The sequence below is a fragment of the Niabella agricola genome, assembly GCF_021538615.1.
In the GTDB taxonomy this organism is placed as follows: Bacteria; Bacteroidota; Bacteroidia; order Chitinophagales; family Chitinophagaceae; genus Niabella; species Niabella agricola.
In genome coordinates this window covers 981,321-995,904 of record NZ_JAJHIZ010000003.1, presented here as the reverse complement: position 1 = coordinate 995,904, position 14,584 = coordinate 981,321, and the positions used below count along the sequence as shown (strand labels likewise).

General features: G+C 43.6%; 25 protein-coding genes. All 25 read left to right on the top strand.

The features are described from left to right. Window positions 1-40: 40 nt before the first annotated feature. The 25 genes from ruvX to secY all read left to right on the top strand — a co-directional run bounded on the left by ruvX (window position 41) and on the right by secY (window position 14,525). Window positions 41-454, top strand: coding sequence for a Holliday junction resolvase RuvX (gene ruvX / locus LL912_RS09615; protein WP_235553359.1), 414 nt, complete (start codon window positions 41-43; stop codon window positions 452-454). A gap of 273 nt (window positions 455-727) precedes the next feature. Then, on the top strand, window positions 728-1,303 hold the full coding sequence (gene def / locus LL912_RS09610; RefSeq protein WP_235553358.1) for a peptide deformylase: 576 nt from the start codon (window positions 728-730) through the stop codon (window positions 1,301-1,303). Between the two features lie 41 nt (window positions 1,304-1,344). After that, window positions 1,345-2,127 (top strand): phosphatidylinositol-specific phospholipase C/glycerophosphodiester phosphodiesterase family protein, encoded by a 783-nt coding sequence (locus tag LL912_RS09605; RefSeq protein WP_235553357.1) that lies wholly within the window; start codon window positions 1,345-1,347, stop codon window positions 2,125-2,127. A 211-nt stretch (window positions 2,128-2,338) separates the two neighbouring features. Beyond that, complete coding sequence (rpsJ, locus tag LL912_RS09600; RefSeq protein ID WP_008584585.1) at window positions 2,339-2,644, top strand: 30S ribosomal protein S10; 306 nt, start codon at window positions 2,339-2,341, stop codon at window positions 2,642-2,644. Window positions 2,645-2,925: 281 nt separating this feature from the next. Further along, window positions 2,926-3,543, top strand: a complete 618-nt coding sequence (gene rplC / locus LL912_RS09595) for a 50S ribosomal protein L3 (RefSeq protein ID WP_090388146.1) — start codon at window positions 2,926-2,928, stop codon at window positions 3,541-3,543. Between the two features lie 36 nt (window positions 3,544-3,579). Beyond that, window positions 3,580-4,221, top strand: coding sequence for a 50S ribosomal protein L4 (rplD, locus tag LL912_RS09590; protein WP_235553356.1), 642 nt, complete (start codon window positions 3,580-3,582; stop codon window positions 4,219-4,221). A gap of 29 nt (window positions 4,222-4,250) precedes the next feature. Beyond that, a complete protein-coding gene (gene rplW, locus LL912_RS09585) occupies window positions 4,251-4,550 on the top strand; it encodes a 50S ribosomal protein L23 (protein WP_235553355.1) in 300 nt (99 codons plus the stop codon). Between the two features lie 133 nt (window positions 4,551-4,683). After that, window positions 4,684-5,523: a 50S ribosomal protein L2 gene (gene rplB / locus LL912_RS09580; protein ID WP_235553354.1), complete on the top strand. Its 840-nt coding sequence runs from the start codon at window positions 4,684-4,686 to the stop codon at window positions 5,521-5,523. 42 nt (window positions 5,524-5,565) lie between these two features. After that, entirely contained in the window at window positions 5,566-5,835 is a 270-nt protein-coding gene (rpsS, locus tag LL912_RS09575; protein ID WP_018630051.1) for a 30S ribosomal protein S19, read from the top strand. Between the two features lie 37 nt (window positions 5,836-5,872). Next, window positions 5,873-6,349 (top strand): 50S ribosomal protein L22, encoded by a 477-nt coding sequence (rplV, locus tag LL912_RS09570; protein ID WP_235553353.1) that lies wholly within the window; start codon window positions 5,873-5,875, stop codon window positions 6,347-6,349. Window positions 6,350-6,358: 9 nt separating this feature from the next. Continuing rightward, window positions 6,359-7,117 carry a 30S ribosomal protein S3 gene (rpsC, locus tag LL912_RS09565; protein WP_231004149.1) on the top strand — a complete coding sequence of 253 codons (759 nt, stop codon included), beginning with the start codon at window positions 6,359-6,361 and terminating at the stop codon, window positions 7,115-7,117. 69 nt (window positions 7,118-7,186) lie between these two features. Next, complete coding sequence (gene rplP, locus LL912_RS09560; protein ID WP_231004148.1) at window positions 7,187-7,609, top strand: 50S ribosomal protein L16; 423 nt, start codon at window positions 7,187-7,189, stop codon at window positions 7,607-7,609. 14 nt (window positions 7,610-7,623) lie between these two features. Continuing rightward, window positions 7,624-7,845 (top strand): 50S ribosomal protein L29, encoded by a 222-nt coding sequence (gene rpmC / locus LL912_RS09555; RefSeq protein WP_235553352.1) that lies wholly within the window; start codon window positions 7,624-7,626, stop codon window positions 7,843-7,845. Window positions 7,846-7,878: 33 nt separating this feature from the next. Then, the gene (gene rpsQ, locus LL912_RS09550; protein ID WP_231004146.1) at window positions 7,879-8,136 is read left to right on the top strand and encodes a 30S ribosomal protein S17; all 258 of its coding nucleotides are present in this window, start codon (window positions 7,879-7,881) and stop codon (window positions 8,134-8,136) included. A gap of 118 nt (window positions 8,137-8,254) precedes the next feature. Further along, a complete protein-coding gene (rplN, locus tag LL912_RS09545; protein WP_231004145.1) occupies window positions 8,255-8,623 on the top strand; it encodes a 50S ribosomal protein L14 in 369 nt (122 codons plus the stop codon). A gap of 101 nt (window positions 8,624-8,724) precedes the next feature. Next, on the top strand, window positions 8,725-9,084 hold the full coding sequence (rplX, locus tag LL912_RS09540; protein WP_235553351.1) for a 50S ribosomal protein L24: 360 nt from the start codon (window positions 8,725-8,727) through the stop codon (window positions 9,082-9,084). Between the two features lie 32 nt (window positions 9,085-9,116). After that, the gene (rplE, locus tag LL912_RS09535) at window positions 9,117-9,683 is read left to right on the top strand and encodes a 50S ribosomal protein L5 (protein WP_255785638.1); all 567 of its coding nucleotides are present in this window, start codon (window positions 9,117-9,119) and stop codon (window positions 9,681-9,683) included. 88 nt (window positions 9,684-9,771) lie between these two features. Then, complete coding sequence (gene rpsN, locus LL912_RS09530; protein ID WP_018630060.1) at window positions 9,772-10,041, top strand: 30S ribosomal protein S14; 270 nt, start codon at window positions 9,772-9,774, stop codon at window positions 10,039-10,041. 89 nt (window positions 10,042-10,130) lie between these two features. Continuing rightward, window positions 10,131-10,529, top strand: a complete 399-nt coding sequence (rpsH, locus tag LL912_RS09525) for a 30S ribosomal protein S8 (RefSeq protein ID WP_235553350.1) — start codon at window positions 10,131-10,133, stop codon at window positions 10,527-10,529. A gap of 166 nt (window positions 10,530-10,695) precedes the next feature. Continuing rightward, complete coding sequence (gene rplF, locus LL912_RS09520) at window positions 10,696-11,250, top strand: 50S ribosomal protein L6 (RefSeq protein ID WP_235553349.1); 555 nt, start codon at window positions 10,696-10,698, stop codon at window positions 11,248-11,250. A 117-nt stretch (window positions 11,251-11,367) separates the two neighbouring features. Further along, a complete protein-coding gene (gene rplR, locus LL912_RS09515) occupies window positions 11,368-11,724 on the top strand; it encodes a 50S ribosomal protein L18 (RefSeq protein WP_231004140.1) in 357 nt (118 codons plus the stop codon). Window positions 11,725-11,750: 26 nt separating this feature from the next. Then, the gene (rpsE, locus tag LL912_RS09510; RefSeq protein ID WP_018630064.1) at window positions 11,751-12,269 is read left to right on the top strand and encodes a 30S ribosomal protein S5; all 519 of its coding nucleotides are present in this window, start codon (window positions 11,751-11,753) and stop codon (window positions 12,267-12,269) included. A 96-nt stretch (window positions 12,270-12,365) separates the two neighbouring features. Continuing rightward, window positions 12,366-12,545, top strand: a complete 180-nt coding sequence (gene rpmD, locus LL912_RS09505; RefSeq protein ID WP_067752876.1) for a 50S ribosomal protein L30 — start codon at window positions 12,366-12,368, stop codon at window positions 12,543-12,545. Between the two features lie 114 nt (window positions 12,546-12,659). Beyond that, window positions 12,660-13,109 (top strand): 50S ribosomal protein L15, encoded by a 450-nt coding sequence (gene rplO / locus LL912_RS09500; RefSeq protein ID WP_235553348.1) that lies wholly within the window; start codon window positions 12,660-12,662, stop codon window positions 13,107-13,109. A 75-nt stretch (window positions 13,110-13,184) separates the two neighbouring features. Then, complete coding sequence (secY, locus tag LL912_RS09495) at window positions 13,185-14,525, top strand: preprotein translocase subunit SecY (RefSeq protein WP_235553347.1); 1,341 nt, start codon at window positions 13,185-13,187, stop codon at window positions 14,523-14,525. Window positions 14,526-14,584 lie beyond the last annotated feature (59 nt).

Here is a 14,584-nt window from a genome sequence, read left to right as displayed (position 1 = left end):
TCTTAAGTCTGAAATCTGAAGTCTCAAATCTCAATGCTCCATGTCCAGAATCATCGCCATCGACTATGGTTTAAAACGTACAGGAATTGCTGTTACGGATCCCTTGCAAATCATTGCCACCGGATTAACGACCATCAATTCGCGGGAACTGATCCCGTTTTTGAAAACGTATTGCGCACAGGAGCAGGTGGAAAAAATCATTATCGGTGAACCCAAAAACTGGGACGATTCGGACACCCATGCCACTCCGCTGGTAAAAAAGGCCATTAAAGAGATAAAAAAGCACTTTCCCAACCTGCCACTGGAAACGGTTGATGAACGGTATACCTCGAAAATGGCAAAGGATGCCATGCTGGAAATGGGGCTGAAGAAGATGCAACGCCGGAATAAGGCCCTGGTAGATGAAATTGCCGCTACCATTATGCTGCAGGAGTATTTGGGACGGGTTTCTTAACGCTCAGTCTTCAGTTATCAGCTGTTGTTGTTAGCGGTTAGCTGTCGGTGATCTGTCATCCGCGGTAACCATCGGTGATCGATGGTTTGGTTTTAGATACGGAAATCGGAAGTAATAAGACAGCTGATTTGATAGCTGAACGCTGAATGCTAAAAGCTGACAGGCATTCCACCGTCAATTTTACTGCAAAATTCCTTTGTTTCGCTTGTCTCTCCGTCTCCCAAAACAAAGTAAGATGCTTTCCGGCAGCCTAATTTTTGGTAACTTTGCAAAATGATATTACCAATCGTTGCCTACGGCAACCCCGTTTTAAGAAAAGTAGCAGAAGATATTGATCCGCAGTATCCTGAGCTGGAATCGCTGATTGCGTCTATGTGGGAAACCATGTATGCCAGCAATGGGGTAGGGCTGGCTGCGCCGCAGGTAAACCGGCCGATTCGGCTTTTCGTAGTAGACAGCAAGCAGATCATCGAAAACCTGGAAGAAGATGAAGCGGATCTCTATCCCGGAGATGAAGGCATCGTGCAGACCTTTATTAATGCACATATCCAAACGCTTGAAGGCGAGCTATGGAGTTACAACGAGGGGTGCCTGAGCATCCCTAAAATACGGGAAGACGTGGCACGCAATCAAACAGTGACGCTTACCTACCAGGATGAAAATTTTCAACAGCACACGCGTACCTTCAGTGGTATCACGGCCCGCGTTATCTTACACGAATACGATCATATAGAGGGAAAACTATTTATTGATTACCTGCCCCCGTTGCGGAAAAAGCTGATCAAGGGGAAACTGAATGATATTTCCAACGGGAAAATCCGTGTAGACTATAAAATGTCTTTTAATTAGTACCATCCTTCGAATCAGAACTCCCTGTTATACTATATGTTATGAAGATTTGGATGTTTCTTCTTTGTTGCCTGATTGCGTCCGGAGCCAGTGCCCAGCAGCGGACCTATACCGTTCAGCAGGCACATTCTCATAATGATTATGAGCAAAAACGGCCTTTTGGGCTGGCCTATGACAACGGGTTTGGTTCCATTGAGGCCGATGTGTTTCTTGTAAATGGTACCCTGCCGGTGGCTCATAATGCCAGGGACATCCGCCCGGACAGGGATCTGAAAAGCCTTTACCTCGATCCGATAAAGGCATGTATCCGGAAGAACAACGGGACGGTTTACGCAGACCGGAGTAAAAAACTGCAGTTGCTGATCGATTGCAAAACGGAAGGTGTTGCTACGCTAAATGCCATTATTAGCACATTAAAACGGTACCCTGAGATCACGGGCAATAAAACGGTTCGGATCGTAATCACCGGCAACCGGCCCAATAAGGACTCCTTAATTTATTATCCCTCCTTCATCTGGTTTGATGGGGAACTAACCAATATATATACCCGGAAGAACCTGGCCCGGGTAGCGCTGTTCAGCGCCAATTTTAAAAATTATTCGGCGTGGAACGGTACGGGAAATCTGGATAGTGCCTCAAAAGTCACCCTTGAAGTAGCCATTCAGGTTGCCCGTAAGGCCGGCACGCCTATCCGTTTCTGGGGGGCACCGGACAATAAAGAAGCCTGGGAAATGTTCCGGAAACTGGGTGTCGGTTATATCAATACCGACAGGATCGCTGAATTGGCTACATTTCTCAAAGGGCCAGAACAGCTTCCCCGGTAACATATTGATTTATTGCCGCTTATGTTGGAACCGAATCCCTAAAAAGGGGTGTTGCTGCCCACAGGGAATGCCTGGTTTTAAGGAAAACTGATTGGAAGAACCACAATTGTTGATAAATTTTATGGTTTGCCGGTAAATAAAATACTAAAAATTAGTTTATTTAAAAAAATCAGTCTACATTTGCACTCCCAAATAAAATTGGGTTTATCCAATGTCACAGAGAATCAGAATTAAATTACAGTCTTACGATCACAACCTGGTTGACAAATCAGCAGAGAAAATCGTAAAAACAGTGCGCAGCACTGGTGCAGTTGTTACCGGGCCTATTCCTTTGCCCACTCACCGTAAAATTTTTACTGTGTTGCGTTCTCCACACGTAAATAAGAAGAGCCGTGAGCAGTTTCAGTTAGCTACTCATAAAAGATTATTGGATATCTATACTTCTTCTTCCCGTACGGTAGATGCGCTGTCGAAGCTGGATCTGCCCAGTGGCGTGGAAGTTGAGATCAAGGCCTAAGTCCCGGCCGGCGATAAGCCTGTGGCGTTAGTTCTTTTTTAAAGCATTTTTTTATCTCTCAATGGCACCGCAAGTGTCAGAAAAGAGCTCTGAAATTCAACTTCTTAAGTATCAAACGAAGTAAAACATAAAAACAAGCCATTCAGGGTTTGTTTACTATCGGTACTTCCCAATTCTGCAATAAGTGGAAAACAACGGAAAAGGTCGGTAGCAAACGGGGATCGATTCCGGCGTATTGTCGGAAGTCCCAATAATCCTGCAAGGCGTAAAACTACATAACAATGAAAGGTATTATTGGGAAAAAATTGGGAATGACCAGCATCTATGATCCCTCAGGTAAACAAACAGCCTGCACGATCATTGAAGCAGGTCCTTGTGTTGTAACGCAGGTAAAGACAACAGACTCAGATGGTTACAACGCCTTGCAAATCTCTTTCGGCGATAAAAAAGAAAGCCGCACTACACAACCAGAGAAAAATCACTTCGCTAAAGCTAACACTTCCGCAAAAAAATTCTCAAAAGAGTTCAGAGATTATTCCTTAGAAAAAAATCTTGGTGATACCATTACTGTAGACATCTTCGAAGAAGGTGAAAAAGTTGATGTTGTAGGTACAACAAAGGGTAAAGGTTTCCAGGGTGTTGTAAAACGTCATGGTTTCCACGGGGTAGGTGAGCAGTCACACGGTCAGCACGATCGCCAGCGCGCTCCCGGTTCTTTGGGTAACTCTTCCGATGCCAGCCGAGTAATGAAAGGTATGCGCATGGCCGGCCGTATGGGTGGCGACCGCGTAAAGCTGAAAGGTTTGAAAGTGGTAAAGATCTTCGCTGAAAAAAATTACATCCTGGTAAGCGGTTCTGTACCGGGCCATATCGGTTCCATTGTTTTCATTCAAAAATAAGATCCGGTATCCTGTAACACATAAAATTTTTTGAAAATGCAAATTGAAGTTTTAAATATAGAAGGTAAAAGCACCGGTCGTTCTGTTGAACTGCCTGATGATATTTTTGGAGCGGAGCCTAATGACCATGTAATTTATCTGGCTGTTAAGCAGTATTTAGCTGCACAGCGTCAGGGAACCCACAAAGTAAAAACCCGTGCGGAAGTACAGGGCGCCAGCCGGAAGCTGCACAAGCAAAAAGGAACCGGAGGCAGCCGTAAAGGTAATATCCGTAACCCTTTATACAAAGGTGGTGGTACCATTTTTGGACCCAAACCCCGCGACTATAGCTTTAAGCTGAATAAGAAAGTAAAAGACCTGGCAAAGATCTCTGCACTTTCCTATAAAGCAAAGGCAAACGCCATCCTGGTGGTAGAAGATATCAGCCTGGAAGCGCCTAAAACAAAAACATTGGCCACTGCTTTAAGCAAATGGAATGTAGGTGAAAAGAAGTCAATGTTCATTTTAGCCGAGCCCAATGAAAATATTGAATTGTCATTGCGCAATGTACCTTCTGTACTGGCGTTACCGCTGAGCGATATCAATACGTATGATATTGTAAATTCAGAGGTGCTGGTACTTTCTGAAGGTGCTGCAAAAATATTTTCTGAAGATTTAGAAGAGGCTGTAGAAGCTTAAGAGTTTAACCCCGAAAAAAAGATTTGGTCATGAAACCATCTGAGATATTAATCAAACCGATTTTAACCGAAAAAGCAAATGCTCAGCAGGAGAAACTGCGCCGGTACGCTTTTAAGGTAGCAAAAAAATCAAATAAGCTGGAAATTAAAAAAGCAATTGAAACTTTTTACGGTGTTACCGTTACCAGCGTGAATACAGTTGTGGCTCCCGCAAAAAATAAAACCCGCTATACAAAAGCAGGATTTATCCAGGGACGGAAGGCTGGTTACAAAAAGGCATATGTAACCGTTGCCGAAGGTGAAGAGATTGACCTGTATGCAAATATTTAATTTCTGAACAGAAGGGCAATCAACCGCCGCGAAGTGTTGAATTTATAAAAATAACAAGAGCCAAATAACAAAAGCAAATAGTAAGCGATCTGAAGTTGAGATTTGACTTTTGAAATTTGAAATTTTTAACAAGATGTCAGTAAGAAAATTTAAGCCGGTAACTGCCGGTACGCGTTGGAGAATCGGGAATTCATATTCCGAGGTGACTACCAACAAGCCTGAAAAAAGCCTGCTGGAAACCAAAAAGAGCACCGGTGGACGGAACTCTTCAGGTCATTTAACCATGCGTTACAGAGGTGGTGGTCATAAGAAGAAATATCGTATTGTTGATTTTAAGAGAGATAAGCATGATGTGGCCGCTAAAGTGGTAAGCATCGAATACGATCCAAACCGTACAGCGTTCATCGCGCTTTTGGAATATGCTGATGGCGAAAAGCGTTATATCATTGCTCCACAGGGATTGGTTGTAGGTACAGAAGTGATCAGCGGTAATGCTGTGGCTCCTGAAATTGGAAATGCGCTGCAATTGAAAAATATGCCCCTGGGTACCAATGTGCACAACATTGAGCTGAACCCGGGTCAGGGTGGAAAGATCTCCCGTAGCGCCGGTGCTTCTGCACAGTTAACCAACAAGGAAGAAAAATACGCTGTATTGAAAATGCCTTCCGGTGAGCTGAGAAAAGTACTGATCAATTGTTTTGCAACCGTTGGAGTGGTAAGCAACAGCGACCACAGTCTTCAGAGCATGGGTAAAGCCGGTAGAAACCGCTGGAAGGGTATCCGCCCCAGAAACCGTGGTGTGGCCATGAACCCAGTAGATCACCCGATGGGTGGTGGTGAAGGACGTGCTTCCGGAGGTCATCCGCGCAGCCGTACCGGTAAATACGCAAAAGGTGAGAAGACAAGAACAGTGGGTAAATCAAGTGATAAGCTCATCCTTCAGCGTAAAAACGGTAGCAAACTGGCTAAGTAATTTGACATTTAGTATTTGAACTTTAGAATTTAAAAAATAAATATGGCTCGTTCGATAAAAAAAGGTCCTTATGTAGCAACTCACTTGGAAAAAAAAGTGTTGGCTATTAACGAAGGAAAAGGAAAAAAGGCTGTAATTAAAACCTGGAGCCGCCGCTCTACAATTACACCCGATTTTGTAGGCCACACATTTGCCGTGCATAATGGAAATAAATTCATCCCCGTATATGTTACGGAGTTTATGGTAGGCCATAAACTGGGTGAATTTGCACCTACCCGCAACTTTAAAGGACACGCGGGCGATAAAAAATAAATCATCAACAGAACGCATACGTTAAGAAATTAATATAATGGAAGCAGTAGCAAAACTTAGAAATTATCCGACTTCGCCTCGTAAAATGAGGTTGTTGGCTGATTTGATTCGTGGCCAAAGAGTGGATTTGGTGTTGGCCGAACTGGAGCACAACCCCAAACACCCCGCAGTACCTTTGCGCAAGCTGGTATTAAGCGCCATTGTAAACTGGAAGCAGGCCAATGAAGGAGCAGATGAATCAGGCTTAGTGGTAAAAACCATTTATGTAGACGGTGGCCGTACATTAAAGCGCATGCGCCCCGCTCCGCAAGGCCGTGGCTACCGTGTTCGTAAACGCAGCAACCATGTAACCCTCGTGGTAGATGTGGCTGGTGAAGATAAAAAAGCCGCAAAAAAGGTAAAGGCCGCCGCTAAAGCAGCGCCTGTTGAAGAAGTGAAGGAAGCAAGTGCAAAAGCCCCGGCTAAGAAGAAGGCTGCTGCAAAAAAGTCAACTAAAGAATCTAAAAAAGCATAACCAATAAATATGGGTCAAAAAGCAAATCCAATTGGTAACAGGTTAGGCATCATCCGTGGATGGGAATCTAACTGGTATGGAAGCAAAAAAGATTTTGCTTCTAAGTTAATCGAAGACAATAAAATCAGAACATACCTGAACGCCCGTATCAATAAGGGAGGTATCTCTAAAATTGTTATCGAAAGAACCTTAGGGAAATTAATTATTACCATTCATACTTCCAAGCCCGGCATTATCATCGGTAAAGGTGGTGGCGAGGTAGATCGCATCAAGGAAGAACTGAAGAAGCTGACTCAGAATGATGATGTACAGATCAATATCCTGGAAATCCGTCGTCCTGAAACCGATGCCATGATCGTTGGTGATACTATTGCCCGCCAGATCGAGAACCGGATCAACTTTAAGCGTGCCACCAAAATGGCCATTGCTTCTGCGCTGCGCATGGGTGCGGAAGGAATTAAGGTAAAGCTGAGCGGCCGTTTGGGTGGTGCTGAAATTGCCCGTAGCGAAGAATTCAAACAAGGTCGGGTGCCCCTGCACACGTTCCGGATGGACATCGATTACGCCAATGTATTTGCTCAAACCGTTTATGGAAAGATCGGTATCAAGGTTTGGATCTGTAAAGGTGAAGTGCTGGCAAAGCGTGATCTGAATCCCAACTTTATCTCCGGCAACGACAAAAATGTAGGCGGTGGTGAAAGAAGAGATCATCGCAGAGATGACCGCAGAGGCGATCGCCGTGGTGGTGGAAGAGACAAAAGGAATTAATAATATATAAAACAGTTTGAAATCTGAGATTCAATAAATCTCAAATCTCAAATCTCAAATCTCAATAGAATGTTACAACCGAAGAGAACAAAGCACAGGAAAATGCAAAAAGGTCGCATGAAAGGCGACGCGAAAAGAGGGACTACCATTTCGTTTGGTTCTTATGCTTTAAAAGCCCAGGATTCTCACTGGATTACGGACCGCCAGATTGAGGCTGCCCGTCAGGCACTTACCCGTAGCATGAAAAGGGAAGGGAACGTATGGATCCGCATTTTCCCTGATAAGCCCATCACCAAAAAGCCTGCAGAGGTTCGTATGGGTAAAGGTAAAGGTAACCTTGAATATTGGGCTGCTGTTGTACAACCCGGCCGTATCATTTTTGAAGTGGACGGTGTAAGCGAGGAAGTTGCACGCAGAGCACTGTCTTTAGCATCTGGTAAATTGCCGATCAAGACTAAGTTCACCATGCGTAGGGATTTAGTTACTAATTAATAAATCAAATTAAGATGTCAAAGAAACAAGAATTTATAGGCAGCATAAAAGGATTAAACGCGGAAGATTTAAAGGTTCAGCTGGAGCAGTCCAAGCAGCGCCTGAAGAAACTGGAGTTTGCACACGCGATCTCTCCGCTGGAAAATCCGATGTCTATCCGTGCACTGCGCAAAGATATCGCCCGGATTGAAACGTTTTTAAAACAAAGTCAAGGCAGCGAAGCTGCGAAAGCGTAACAGCAATTTTGTACAAGCCAAAAGGTAAATAAAATGTCTGAAAGAAATTTAAGAAAAACAAGAATAGGCGTGGTTACCAGCAACAAGATGACAAAAACCATCACCGTTGCTGTGGAAAGAAAAGTAAAGCACCCTATTTACGGTAAGTTCCTTAAAAAAACGACCAAGTTCCACGCGCACGATGAGAAGAATGAGTGCAGCATTGGGGATACCGTTAAAATTATGGAAACCCGCCCCTTGAGCAAATTGAAGCGCTGGAGACTGGTTGAGGTTATCGAAAAAGTAAAATAAGAATTGGGTATTGAGATATCAGTATTCAGAATTTAGAAAACAGATAATATTTTTTAAAATAGATTTTGGGGAATGAGCATCTCAACTCTCAACTCTCAAATCTCAAATCTTTAAGAAAATGATTCAGCAAGAAAGCCGGTTGAACGTGGCGGATAATAGTGGCGCAAAAGAAGTTCTTTGTATCCGCGTACTGGGTAACAGCGGACAACGCTATGCAAAAATTGGCGATAAAATCGTTGTAACAGTAAAAGACGCAGCTCCGGCAGGGGGTATCAAGAAAGGAACCGTAGCCAAAGCGGTGATCGTACGCACTACCAACAAATTGCGCCGTAAAGATGGTTCGTACATTCGTTTTGATGACAACGCTGTTGTTATTTTGAACGCATCTGATGAACCAAGAGGTACCCGTATCTTCGGACCTGTTGCCCGGGAGCTTCGTGATAAAGGATATATGAGGATCGTGTCATTAGCTCCGGAGGTGTTATAAATGAGCTAAATGCCTAATGCAAAGTGCTGAAGGCATTCCATCCATAAAAAATAGCGTTAAGCCTTGAGCCCGCGCATTAAGCATAAAGAAAGCATAAAAAAATGAGCAAAAGATTTAAACCCAAGTACAATATTAAAAAAGGCGATTTGGTTATTGTTATCAGCGGTGCTGCAAAACCCCGCAAGGATGATAACGGTAAGTTTGAATATAAACCACGGTTAGTGAAAGAGGTATTGGTTGAAGAAGGAAAAGTGCTGGTTGAGGGTGTGAACATCAAAACCAAACATACCAAACCCTCCGCCCAGAATACAAAGGGTGGTATTGTAAAAGTAGAAGCTCCGATTCATATCAGCAATGTGATGCTGTGGGATGCGAAAGCCAAAGCGCCTTCTAAAGTAAAGCGCCAGCGCGAAGAGGGTAAAACACTGCGCATCTTTAAAAAATCAGGAGAAAAAATCTAATCTTTTGTGTATCGCAAATAAAGTAATAGACCATGAGTACTAAAACATATATCCCCAGGCTGGCCACAAAATATAAAAATGAAGTGGTTCCGGCATTAGTGAAGAAGTTTGCTTACAAATCTGTAATGCAGGCTCCTAAACTGGAAAAGATCTGCATCAACCGTGGTGTAAATGGTGCCGTAACCGACAAAAAGCTGGTTGACGTGGCGGTAGATGAGCTGACCACCATCACAGGCCAGAAAGCGGTGGTAACCAACTCTAAAAAAGATATTTCAAACTTTAAACTGCGTAAGAGCATGCCGATTGGTGCGCGTGTTACCCTGCGCGGAGAAAAGATGTACGAATTCCTGGATCGCCTGATTGCGGTGGCTTTACCCCGTGTGCGTGATTTTAAAGGGATCAATGAAAAATCTTTCGACGGTCGCGGAAACTATACCATGGGTGTTACCGAGCAGATCATCTTCCCTGAAATCGATATCGATAAAGTGAATAAGATCACGGGTATGGACATCACGTTTGTGACTACCGCCCAAACAGATGAAGAGGCATACGAACTGTTGAAGGAACTGGGAATGCCCTTTAAAAACGCTAAAAAGTAATATTATAAAATCACAAATCACAAGTTCTTAAGCTTGCTACGGTAATCGCCCGGAAACTTAGAATTTGGAATTTAGAATTTAAAGAAACATGGCAAAAACTTCAATTAAAGCCCGTCAGTTAAAAAGAGAAAAAATGGTGGAGCAATACGCCGCTAAAAGAGAGGAGCTGAAAAAAGCAGGTGATTATGCCGCTTTGGACAAGCTGCCTAAAAACTCTTCTAAAGTGCGTTTGAAAAACCGTTGCCAATTAACAGGACGTCCTAAAGGTTATGTACGTTACTTTGGAATTTCCCGGGTAGCATTAAGAGACATGGCTTTGAATGGTAAAATTCCGGGCTTAAAGAAAGCAAGCTGGTAATTTTCAGCAGCACAAAGCCGTAAGACAGGGTATGGGCTTTTAAAACAATCCACCCACTAAATTTTGAACTGATATAATTCATATATACAATGGTAACAGATCCAATTGCAGACTTTTTAACGAGAATACGTAACGCTCAGATGGCAGGTCACCGGATTGTGGACATTCCTGCTTCTAACCTGAAAAAACGTATGACCGAGATCTTATATAATCAGGGCTATATCCTGAAGTATAAGTTTGAGGAAGACAACAAGCAAGGGGTAATTAAAATCGCTTTGAAATACGATGCTACTACCAAGCAGCCCGCTATTCAGAGCCTGGAAAGAGTAAGCCGCCCGGGATTGCGTCAATACGCTAAGCCCGCGGATATCCGCCGTGTGAAAAACGGTCTGGGAATTGCTATCCTATCTACTTCCAAAGGAGTAATGACTGATAAGGATGCGCGGTCTCAGAATGTAGGCGGTGAAGTTCTGTGCCACATTTATTAATGTGCAGCCGGAATATTTGAAAATTTGAAAATGGTTTTCAAATAGCCTCAAGGGATGAATGGGAATCTAAGTTTTTTATACGGTAACTGAAAACATTCATACCTACATTTTCTTTCGGGGTTTTCCCGGATTAATTATATAATCTTCAAATTTTCAAATTAATATTATGTCTCGTATAGGTAAACAAGTGATCGCCATTCCGGAAGGAGTTACTGTAGCAGTAGGCAGCGACAATGTTGTTACTGTTAAAGGTAAAAAAGGGGAGTTGAAACAAGCCGTAAATGCGGATATTAAAGTAGAAGTAAAAGACGGTCAGATCGCGATCACCCGTCCTTCAGACCAGATCCAGCACCGCGCCCTGCATGGGTTAACCCGCGCATTGGTGGCCAACCTGGTGGAAGGCGTTACAAAAGGATTTGAGAAAAAGATGGAATTGGTGGGTGTAGGTTATAAAGCCACCAACCAGGGAAACCAGCTGGATCTTTCTCTGGGATATTCTCACAATATCATCTTTGATATTCCTAAAGAATTGACCGTTGCAACAGAAACCGTAAAGGGACAAAACCCTACCATTACCATCAGCGGCAGCGACAAACAGCTGGTGGGTGCGGTATGCGCTAAAATCCGTAGCCTGCGTAAGCCCGAGCCTTATAAAGGAAAAGGGGTACGCTTTGTAGGTGAAATCGTACGGAAGAAAGCAGGTAAGTCTGCAGGTAAATAATTGAAGTTTCAGGTTTCAGGTTTTAAGTTTCATGTTAGAACTAAAACCTGAAACCTCGAACTTGAAACATGAAACATAAAAAGCCCTGGCAGTATCAGGGAAATAAATAAAGAAACAATGTCAAACGCAAAAGTTAAAAGAAGAACCAGCATCCGCCGTATCATTCGTCAGAAAGTGAGCGGTACATCACAAAAGCCGAGACTGGCTGTGTTTCGGAGCAATACGGATATTTACGCACAATTGATCGACGACGTGCAGGGACTTACAATTGCAGCTGCGTCTACAAAAGACAAGGATATTAAAGCCCAATCCGGTACCAAATCTGAGCTGAGCAAGCTGGTGGGGGCTGCTATTGCCCGCAAAGCTGCGGATCTGAAAGTTACAACAGTGGTTTTTGACAGAGGTGGTTATTTATACCACGGACGGGTGAAGGCAGTTGCGGAAGGTGCAAGAGAAGGTGGTTTGCAATTTTAAAAAGTTATTCAATCTAAAACGAAATAATGTCAACAGTTAATTTCAACAATGTTAAGGCCGGCGATCTTGAATTAAAAGACAAGGTTGTTGCTATTAATCGTGTAGTAAAAACAACCAAAGGAGGCCGTGCATTCAGCTTTTCTGCATTAGTTGTTGTAGGAGATGGCAATGGTGTTGTAGGGCATGGTTTAGGAAAGGCGAAAGAGGTTCAGGAAGCCATTACCAAAGGGATCGAAGATGCGAAGAAAAACCTCATTAAAGTTCCCATCATGAAGGGAACCATCCCTCACGATCAGTGGGCGAAAGAGGGCGCTGCAAAAGTAATGGTGAAGCCGGCTTCTGCGGGTACCGGTGTAATCGCCGGAGGCTCTATGCGCGCTGTACTGGAGGCTGCAGGTCTTACAGATGTGTTGGCGAAGAACCTGGGGTCAGCAAATCCGCATAATGTGGTAAAAGCGACCTTTAAAGCCCTGGCAATGATGCGGGAGCCTGTACATGTAGCTAAAACCCGCTCTTTAGGTTTAAAGAAAGTATTTAACGGATAAGAAATATTTATGGTTTGAGATTTACGATTTGAGGTTTCAAAAAAATCTCAAATCTCAAGTCTCATCCCGATAGTTATCGGGACTAAATCTGAGATTATGAAAAAGATAAAAGTTACGTTAGTAAAAAGCCCGATCGACCGCCCGGAACGGCAAAAACTTACACTAAAGGCTTTAGGATTGAATAAAACCAACAGCAGCAAAGAAGTAGAAGCCACTCCGCAAATCCTGGGTATGATCCGTAAGGTGGAGCATATGGTTAAAGTAGAAGAATTGTAATTTTTCGCCCCGAGGCGTTATATTTGCAACTTTCCGGCTATTACGAACCGTTTTAAACCGGCATTATTAAACAAGCGAGCTCCCGCTTTTGGAGCGTAAGTAAAAAATAAAGCAATGAAATTACATGAATTAAAACCTGCAAAAGGTGCTGTACACAAAGAAAAAAGAATTGGTCGTGGTGAAGGTAGCGGTTATGGCGGCACTTCTACAAAAGGTAACAAGGGGGGGCAAAGCCGCGCCGGTTACAAACGTAAAATAGGACATGAGGGTGGCCAGATGCCGATCCAGCGCCGTACTCCGAAAAGAGGGTTTAAGAATCCGGATAAGATCGTTTACAAGATTATTAACATCGGCCAGGTAGATCAGTGGGCCGAAACACATAATATTTCTGATTTTTCTGCTGAGAACCTTTACGCAATGGGCTTTATCGGTAAAACGGATAAAGTAAAGGTTTTGGGTAATGGTGAAATTAAGGGTAAATTCACTTTCAAGGTTCACGCTATCAGCGAAAAAGCGAAGGCCGCAATTGAAAGTGCTGGTGGATCCGTTGAGGTTTTAAAATGATTTCTCAAAAATAAATTTTGACGCACGTAGTGCGTCTTTTAATTTTGGAGAATTGACTAATTTAAGAAGAATCAGGTGAAAAAACTAATTACTACACTTAAGAATATATGGAGCATCGAAGAGCTAAGGAGTAAAATTCTTTTCACTTTATTGCTTGTCTTTATTTACCGGATCGGTAAATACATACCATTGCCTGGTATCAACCCGGTTACACTGGAGGCGCTGCAAAAGAACAACGCACAAAACGGCATCCTTGACCTGATCAATACATTTGCCGGTGGTGCGTTTGAACAGGCTTCTATTTTTGCATTGGGTGTGATGCCGTATATTACAGCATCAATCTTTATGCAGCTGATGACCGTTCTGGTACCTTCTTTCCAGAAAATGCAGAAGGAAGGGGAAAGCGGCCGTAAAAAGATCAACCAGATCACCCGGTACCTTACCGTAGTGGTTACTTTCGTACAGGCATTTGCCTACCTGGCTTACCTGCAGCAAACCTCCGGGCCGGCCATTATGCCCGGATACGGCAGTTTCTATTTCTCATTAACAACAATTATCCTGCTCACTACAGGAACCTTGTTTGTAATGTGGCTGGGTGAAAAGATCACGGATAAAGGTTTAGGTAATGGTACTTCCCTTATTATTATGGTTGGGATTCTGGGACGTTTGCCGCAGTCGGTGGCACAGGAGCTTACCTTCCGCTCCACCCGTACCGGTGATATCCTGATTTTTATTATTGAGATCGCGCTGTTTGTGGGTATTATTATGGGATCCATCCTGCTGGTACAGGGTGTACGCAAAGTACCGGTAAACTATGCAAAGCAGATTGTTGGCAACCGTCAGTTCGGCGGTGCGCGCCAGTTCCTGCCGCTGAAAGTAAACAGTGCCGGTGTAATGCCCATCATTTTTGCGCAGGCCATCATGTTTGTGCCTACCCTGTTTACAATGGGCAGCAAGAATGCCGACCTGGGAAGAATGTTCACCGATCATACGAATGGTTGGTACATGCTCATTTATGCTACCGTGGTGATCGGCTTTACATTTCTGTATACAGCATTGATCTTTAACCCCAAGCAGATATCCGACAACCTGAAGCAGAATAACGGCTTTATACCCGGTGTAAAACCTGGTCAGCCTACAACGGACTATATTGGTACCATTATGGACCGGATCACGTTCCCGGGGGCTGTGTTACTGGCTTTTGTAGGCATCCTGCCTGGTTTGATCCAGAAAATGTTTGGTATGACGCAGGGTTTCTCTATGTTCTTTGGAGGTACATCACTGCTGATCATGGTGGGTGTGGTGCTGGATACTTTACAGCAGATCGAAACACAACTGATGATGCGTCAGTACGATGGATTGATGAAGAGCGGCCGGATCCAGGGACGCCAAAGTTCTTCTGCGATTCAGATTTAATTCGTTATAAGAAATTCAATAACTTTGCAGTCCCGCAGCGTAAGTTGCGGGACTTTTTT